Genomic DNA, 7352 nt, shown 5'->3' with positions numbered 1-7352 from the left:
TGTCCGATAAAGACAACTTATCAGATCACGCACAACCTCTAAAGAAGAGAGAAGTCGAAAAACCTAAGAACCCTGATGATAAAGCTGCTCCCGTAGAAAAAATCTCAGTGGAAGAACTCATAAATCAGCTTAAATCTACACCTTTATCAACTGACGCTCCCTATGCAAGGCTCTTTCAGATATTCCATGATGTCTTCCTTAGGCATTCATCTGATCTTGGGCTTATTGACATGGATAAGCTCGTCCTTTCAGGTGATGGTACAGAAGTAGTAACTTCAGCCAGAAACAGATACCGGAAGCTTTGTAATTGCAAGGGCAGAAAGGTTATAGCTTGTAGATTTCACACACCCCGTTGCATCAGCTCCAGTGATATAGAACTCTTTTATTTCATTATTATCTATAAAGTTCGAAAACGCCTCACAGGTGAGTGCACTTGCTTTTGATTTTTCAAAAATATTCTCTGATACTACATTTAATTCCGGTACCAGCTCAGCTCCCTTGCTGCCGGGTTTAAAGGTTCTTGTTTTCTCAGACAGATTAAAATGTTTTATATAGATTACGCGCATGTCATTTTCTGATGCCCAGTCAATAGCTGTATTTACACGCTCTATGATCAGTTTGTAGTTCTTCGTGATGTCGTTCTGAAGGTCTATAACAACCAATGCCTTGTTTTCCATACTTGATCTCCTTTATTCTCGGGTTTTGTTAATTTCATAATGTATCTCCTGTTCTGGGTTTTGTCTTAGTAGGGTGTGCATTTGAAACAAATATCATGGCATCATATGATTCATGTGGATTTCTCCATTCCCTGTAGGTATAAGGGATAGCTTTCATTACTATTCTATTAAGTCCTCCAACGGACTGATCTCCCAGGCTTCCCATGAATATATATCCATTAATCTGAGCTGCAATGCTTGAATCATCCGGAACCTTCGAAAAGTCAAGCAAACATACGTCATTCCCACTCTTATATGCTGCTTTTGCCAGGGGATCATGCGAATATGCTGTGAAGGTTGTACGCTGCTTCTCATTCTTTGGCATATTGCAGGTTGTTTTATAAAAATCTGTTCCTATGCTGAAATATGCATCCCTGCCAATCTCATCCGCAAGAATGTTTCCCATAACCTTATCTTCTCCGCCACGGAATGTTCCAAATTGTTCCATATGTCCGTTATGTCCGGACAGGAAGACCATCTTGTTGCCAAGCTGTTCTTCCTGATCCAAAATCCACATCGCATTCTCTGCCATAAAGCTGTCACGAAGTCCAAATGAGCCTGCAGGATTTTTTTCATATTCATCAAAAAGCCTGCTGTTTTGTATAAGCACATCTGCATAATGCGCTGCTGCCTGATAATGATTTTCTAACAAAAGGTCTCGTACTTCTGTAAGAATCTTTTCTCTGTCTTCCAATCTAAACTCATCCGAATATTCAGCTCCATCCATTAGCTGTTCAAGCTTGGTGGTACTGATTCCACATTCCGTCAGCGCTTCAATGACATATTTAAACTCATATTCTTTATCCTGCATGTCGAATCCATAGAATCGTATATCCTGTCCTTCTACAGCCGTCTCATTGTAAGATCTCATCCAGGATATGAGATCAGCCATCTCATCTGTTCTGTAAATCTGAAATCCAAGAGTTTCGGTTGCTTCTTCCAAAGTTCCCTCCCCTCCATGGATGTAACGGTTTATAGCTTCACAGCCACCGGTGTCTGCCTCCAAAACAAATGCTCTTATTCCTTTGTTTTCTACCATGTCCTGAAATACAAGTTTCTTTAGTTCCTGAAACTCCTTGTTACCGTGTGTTGCTTCACCAAGCGCAACAATACGAGTACCTTCAGGAACATCTATACTGGGAAGTTTATCACCTGTGATTTTCTCTGCATACTTTGCAAATTCATCTATATCCGCGCTTTTCCCTGTACTAAATCCTCCTAAATGGGCATAGCCCAGGCTACAGGTAACCATTATCAGTAATATTCCGGTAACAATGATCAATCTGATCGGTTTTCTATTTTTCTTTTCCATCACTATATCCTCCATTTCAAAAATACATTACCACAGCAAAAAACAGACCCTATCAGTTACACTGATAAAGGTCTGTTTTACACTTAATTTTCGTTGCGAATCATGCATGCGTTATAGCTTGAATCATGTATTCTTCATTGTGATTTTCTTCAAAGAACTTTCCTTGTACGAAGAATGTAGTATCTTCCTCATGAAGCTCGCTTTTTTCCATCCGTTTTCATCCCTACTTAGAACATTTCCCAATGTATCTGCGTATCATAATCCACATCTATCTGCTTTGTATAAACAGCCGTTTCAGCAGGGCGGCCAACTCCGATAAAACAAGGAATCATATAATCATCAGGTATATTTAAAGCTTCTTTCGCTACAGTCTCTTCATTTCCCAGTGGAATTCTGACATTGCATCCATATCCTTCTGCCACAGCCGCAAGCCACACATTTTCTATACCACACCAAACTGAGGCATAACAGTTAAGATCCGACAGGCAGGAAGGATTTAGAATATCCACTTTCTTCTTCATCAGTGGAATGATGATTGCGGCAGCATCGATTAACATTCTATACTGTTTAGGCACTGCAATCTGATAGCTCTCCTTCTGAACGGGATCAGAGATAAATGTCATAGCATCCACATCCTTCACAGTCAGATTCTTGGGAACCCCTTCTATAACATTTTTCATAATCTCCTTATCTGTTACCACTACATAATGCCAATCTCTGAAATGGTCATTTGCAGGCGCCGTATATGCCGCCCTTACTATTCTCTCCATTATATCCTTTGGAATACTCTCATCTGCAAAATCTCTTATACTATGTCTTGAATTTATAACTTCATAAAAATCCATTTTTATCCTCCATCTCTAACTACTATGTATAGAAACTTCAATCGCGATTATCGTTAATATCCACGTTTTACTATTCATGTTCATAGCTTTATCTTATCATTAAACTTATATACTATGAAATGAATATATGTTATTATTTATAAATAAATGGAATAAATATTTAACCGAGAATATTAATAATATAGAAAGAGAATACTATGACAACATCTCAGCTCGAATGTTTTATCAGCCTGGCAGGTACCCTGAATTATATGAAAACCGCAGAACAGCTCGGTCTCACACAACCAGCCGTATCAAAACAAATTCAGTCTCTGGAAACAGAACTAAACTGCAAGCTTTTCAACAGAACCACCAGATCCGTTATACTGATAAAGGCCGGCACAGCATTTCTTACGGATGCAAATACAATAATTGATACCTTCTATCACTCCAAAGAACGTATATCCAATTATCAGCAGCGGGATCTCCACAGTCTTAAAATCGGCTATATGGATCCGCATACAATATATCTTATAAGTCGGATTCTTAAACCTTTATTTGTATCAAAACCAAATGTGATTCCGGAGTTTACCCAGGATCAGACTGATGCCAACCTAAGTCGTCTTTCAAACAGCCAACTGGATTTAATAGTAGGAATGAAGGATGCCAAATTCAAAGATTCCAATATTCATTTTACCAAGTTATATGATGAAGAATTATATTGCGTAATAAATAAAGACCACATTCTGGCAAAAGAATTAAAATCACATAAAAAAAAGACGGTAACCACCAAAGATTTATGGGAGTACCGTCAGATTATTTCTGTCCCTCCATATCTAATAAGGAACCTCTTTTCAAGAAGGCGATATATCATACCTGTAAATGAAGAAGTAGATAATGCAATATGTGCAAATGCCACTGAAGCATATAGTCTTCTTCTGGCAAACTATGGCTATGCTCTCCTCGCAGGTTACGAAATACTACAGCATAAGGATCTTGTCACATTTAAATGGGAAGAATCTCCTCACGCCCCTTTTGGAATATACAGTAAATCAACTGTTCTTAAAGATAAAAGCTCTATGGAATATGAATTTATACAGATTGCGGCAATAGCCACCGTTTTTTGTACCAATTTATTTCTACTTTAATAATCCCTATCCCATGCTAATAGTTATTGTAACATCGCCATTTGAAAGCAACTCAGTCATGCCAGCCTCATCCTTATCAGATATGTGACCTAACCGTGTGTATGACCAGCTATTAGACCCATAGAACACAACCATTTGATTCCCTGAGTAAAGAACTATATCCCCTGATGATGTTGTCGTCTGTTTGTCATTTCTTGGAAGACTCTGACCTATAGATCCCACCTGCTCAAATCCGCCATACATTGACATCTGAATTATGACATCGCCTTTTTCAGCCATATTTCGCAGTGCGTCTACTGCCTGATTATTTTCCCAATCTACATTTACTTTAATATCACCAATTTTCATTATCATAGTTTTTTCTCCAATACCCGTATCATCAGAAGAAGTGTCACTCTCAACAACTTGATTATCAGTTTCTTCTGTGTGATATGTTTCTATGTCTTCTGATAAAACGATTTCCTCTGTACTTTCTGCTTCTATATCTTCTGATTCAGAAATTGCAGCGCTCGAATCATAGTTTTCATATGGTGTCTTAGTATCACCTGAGCATGCGCTGGTACAAAGCATCATGAACACACAGAGTGTCATCATAATCAATTTCGTTTTCATCGCAGACTTCCTTTATTTTAGAGCTTTACCAAATTCGAAGGCTTCGTTTAACTCTTCTGTTTTCCCGGATGCCTCACCCATATCACCTATGCCACCGCAGAACAAGGAGCCTGAAAACTGAGCCTTTTCAAAGCAGTCAATCCATCCCTGAAGTCCACTTTCAGCTTTTTTAGGCACAAACTCTTCATCCTCAGCCGCAACAGAGAGCATATATACATTCCTGAACTTATAGTCTGAAGGATACAGTGGATTGAGTCTGTCCAAAAGAGTTTTCATCTGACCGCTCATCTCGTAATAATAAATCGGAGTTGCAAATACAAGGGTATCTGCATTCTTTACTTTTTCTGCAATCTCAGCAGCATCATCCTTAATGACACATTTCTGGGTATTCTGACAGGCAAGACAACCTATACAGAAACCGATATTTTTCCCTTTTAGGCCTATATATTCCACATCATGACCTGAAGCTTTTGCTCCCTCTATAAGCTTTTCCGTAAGTATGTCGGAATTACTCTTTGCACGAAGACTTGTAGAAATCACTAACACTTTACTCATATCATCCCATCCTCTATTTCTTTTCTATCGGTTCAACATTCTCTATCTTCTTGATAAATTTTGCAGGAACACCTCCTACAATAGTGTTTTCCTCAACGTCTTTTGTTACAACAGCTCCGGCTGCAATTACAGCTCCATCACCAATTGTCACACCTCTTGTAATTATCGCTCCTGCTCCAATCCAAACTCTGTTTCCTATATGTATCGGTGCACACAGAAGGTGCCTGTCATAAGGATTCAAATCATGATCCAAAGTGGCAAGGACAACTCTGTGACCTATCAAGGTATTATCACCAATATAGATACCACCCTGATCCTGGAAGCTGCATCCGGAATTGATGAATACATTTTTTCCGATGTGAATGTTTCTTCCGGTGTGTGATACTTTGTATTTAATTCCATGGTCTGCTTTATGGCAGCCTGGCTCTGCCTCATGGAACATTCATGCATTTCCTCTGTCATATCCTCTATTCTGTTCGAATTAAGATATTCCAGTATTTCTTCAACCGTTATCATTACTTCAGATTCTCCTTAAAGAAGCTCTCCAACTTGTTAAAAGGAATATAATCCTTATCACCGCCATCATATAAATCTGTATGTACAGCATCAGGAATTATCATAAGTTCCTTGTTATCTGCATACTTGCTGTCTCTGATCATATCTGCATAAGCATCCTTAGAAAAATAGCAAGAGTGCGCCTTTTCTCCATGAACAAGTAAAACAGCGCTCCTTATCTCATTAGAGTACTTAAGGATTGGCTGATTAACAAAAGACTCACAGCCAATAACATTCCATCCACCGTTGGAATTAAGGCTTCTCTTGTGATAACCTCTGTCAGTCTTGTAGTAGTCATAATAGTCTTTTACAAAGAAAGGTGCATCCGAAGGCACTGGATCTACTACTCCACCGCCAAGCTTATATTCGCCAGTCTTAATGTCCTCAAGTCTCTGAGCACACATAGCTGCTTTTTTCTGATATCTCGCTTCTTCACTGTCCTCGGAATCAAAATATCCCTTGGCATTTACTCTTGTCATGTCATACATTGTCATAGCTGCAGTCGCTTTGATCCTTGTATCAAGAGCTGCTGTGTTTACAGCCATTCCTCCCCAGCCACAGATACCGATGATTCCAATCCTGTCAGGATCAACCTTCTCATTCAAGGAGAGAAAATCAACTGCCGCCATGAAATCTTCTGTGTTGATATCCGGAGATGCCATATATCTCACATTTCCTCCGGACTCTCCTGTGAATGACGGGTCAAATGCTATTGTCAGAAATCCTCTCTCTGCCATTGTCTGAGCATAGAAACCTGAACACTGCTCCTTTACTGCACCAAAAGGTCCACATACGGCAATAGCCGGAAGCTTACCTTCTGGATTTTGGGGAACATACATATCTGCTGCAAGGGTGATTCCATATCTGTTTACAAATGTGACTTTGCTGTGGTCTACCTTATCACTTTTCTTAAAGGTCTTATCCCACTCGGTTACAAGGTTTAGTTCTTCATTTTTGATCATTTTATTATCCTTCCTATTCTGTCAAGCCTGAAAATACGATTTTTATTGGCTTTGACGATTTTGTTATTCCTCAAAACAGGAGCCAAAGGTGATGAATTGTCATACATTACTAAACTCAGGCTCTGCCGAAACAGACTCATTAAAGCTCTTCCTCCACAGGAACCATGCTACAGGAATTCCAAGAAGTTCTGCGAGAATAAACGCTGTCCAGACTACCTGAAGCTGTCCCGTTCTGCTAAGCAGAAATGAAAAGGCAAGCGGGAATATGGCCTGGCGGAGCATTGTTATATACATGCTCCTTGTTCCCTGGGATAGTCCCTGAAGAGCTGCTGCAAAAACAAGGCTTGGAATAGAAATCAGATATGCAACAGCCAAAATTCTGATGGCAGGAATTCCAATTTCCATCATGTGCTTTGAAGCATCAAACAGGCCCAGCATTTGCACCGGAAGAAGCTCCAGCAGCATGAAAAATGCGATAAACAAAGCTATGCCATAGATAACTCCCCATTCTACTGAGGCACTGATGCGGGATTTGTTCCTTGCGCCGTAGTTATACGCAACTATAGGAATAAGTGAGGCTTCTGGCATATGTGTGAAGCCCATGTACCTTTAACAACATAACTATATATACTTGAAAAGCCACCTGGTTTTCCTTAAAGTGTAGCTGT

10 protein-coding genes are annotated in these 7352 nt (G+C 39.5%); 1 reads left to right on the top strand and 9 read right to left on the bottom strand.

Translation table 11 applies throughout. From position 1 onward, the window contains the following. Positions 1-275: 275 nt before the first annotated feature. From BLR42_RS21370 to BLR42_RS21360, 3 genes are all read right to left on the bottom strand, one after another. Entirely contained in the window at positions 276-677 is a 402-nt protein-coding gene (locus BLR42_RS21370; RefSeq protein ID WP_091873601.1) for a cysteine hydrolase family protein, read from the bottom strand. A gap of 34 nt (positions 678-711) precedes the next feature. Further along, positions 712-2028, bottom strand: a complete 1317-nt coding sequence (locus BLR42_RS21365) for an erythromycin esterase family protein (protein ID WP_091873599.1) — start codon at positions 2026-2028, stop codon at positions 712-714. 227 nt (positions 2029-2255) lie between these two features. Continuing rightward, positions 2256-2873 carry a nitroreductase family protein gene (locus BLR42_RS21360; RefSeq protein ID WP_091873597.1) on the bottom strand — a complete coding sequence of 206 codons (618 nt, stop codon included), beginning with the start codon at positions 2871-2873 and terminating at the stop codon, positions 2256-2258. Positions 2874-3070: 197 nt separating this feature from the next. Here BLR42_RS21360 and BLR42_RS21355 point away from each other — a divergent pair, with 197 nt between their 5' ends. After that, positions 3071-4000: a LysR family transcriptional regulator gene (locus BLR42_RS21355; RefSeq protein WP_091873594.1), complete on the top strand. Its 930-nt coding sequence runs from the start codon at positions 3071-3073 to the stop codon at positions 3998-4000. Between the two features lie 6 nt (positions 4001-4006). Here the strand turns inward: BLR42_RS21355 and BLR42_RS23745 are convergent, their stop codons facing one another. The 6 genes from BLR42_RS23745 to BLR42_RS21330 form a co-directional block, all read right to left on the bottom strand. Continuing rightward, the gene (locus BLR42_RS23745; protein WP_091873592.1) at positions 4007-4612 is read right to left on the bottom strand and encodes a cyclophilin-like fold protein; all 606 of its coding nucleotides are present in this window, start codon (positions 4610-4612) and stop codon (positions 4007-4009) included. Positions 4613-4624: 12 nt separating this feature from the next. Beyond that, positions 4625-5167, bottom strand: a complete 543-nt coding sequence (locus tag BLR42_RS21345; protein ID WP_091873590.1) for a flavodoxin family protein — start codon at positions 5165-5167, stop codon at positions 4625-4627. Positions 5168-5180: 13 nt separating this feature from the next. Next, positions 5181-5450 carry an acyltransferase gene (locus BLR42_RS24155; RefSeq protein ID WP_334292772.1) on the bottom strand — a complete coding sequence of 90 codons (270 nt, stop codon included), beginning with the start codon at positions 5448-5450 and terminating at the stop codon, positions 5181-5183. Then, positions 5447-5683 (bottom strand): hypothetical protein, encoded by a 237-nt coding sequence (locus BLR42_RS24020; protein ID WP_330387422.1) that lies wholly within the window; start codon positions 5681-5683, stop codon positions 5447-5449. The genes BLR42_RS24155 and BLR42_RS24020 overlap by 4 nt, the downstream gene beginning before the upstream one ends. Then, positions 5683-6684, bottom strand: coding sequence for an alpha/beta hydrolase (locus tag BLR42_RS21335; RefSeq protein WP_091873587.1), 1002 nt, complete (start codon positions 6682-6684; stop codon positions 5683-5685). The genes BLR42_RS24020 and BLR42_RS21335 overlap by 1 nt, the downstream gene beginning before the upstream one ends. A gap of 99 nt (positions 6685-6783) precedes the next feature. Beyond that, a complete protein-coding gene (locus BLR42_RS21330) occupies positions 6784-7272 on the bottom strand; it encodes an MATE family efflux transporter (RefSeq protein ID WP_170832929.1) in 489 nt (162 codons plus the stop codon). Between the last annotated feature and the right edge of the window lie 80 nt (positions 7273-7352).

Source organism: Butyrivibrio sp. INlla16 (genome assembly GCF_900104155.1).
Lineage (GTDB): Bacteria > Bacillota > Clostridia > Lachnospirales > Lachnospiraceae > Butyrivibrio.
Note: the sequence above shows the minus strand (reverse complement) of the source record. Positions and strands in the feature narration are given on the sequence as shown.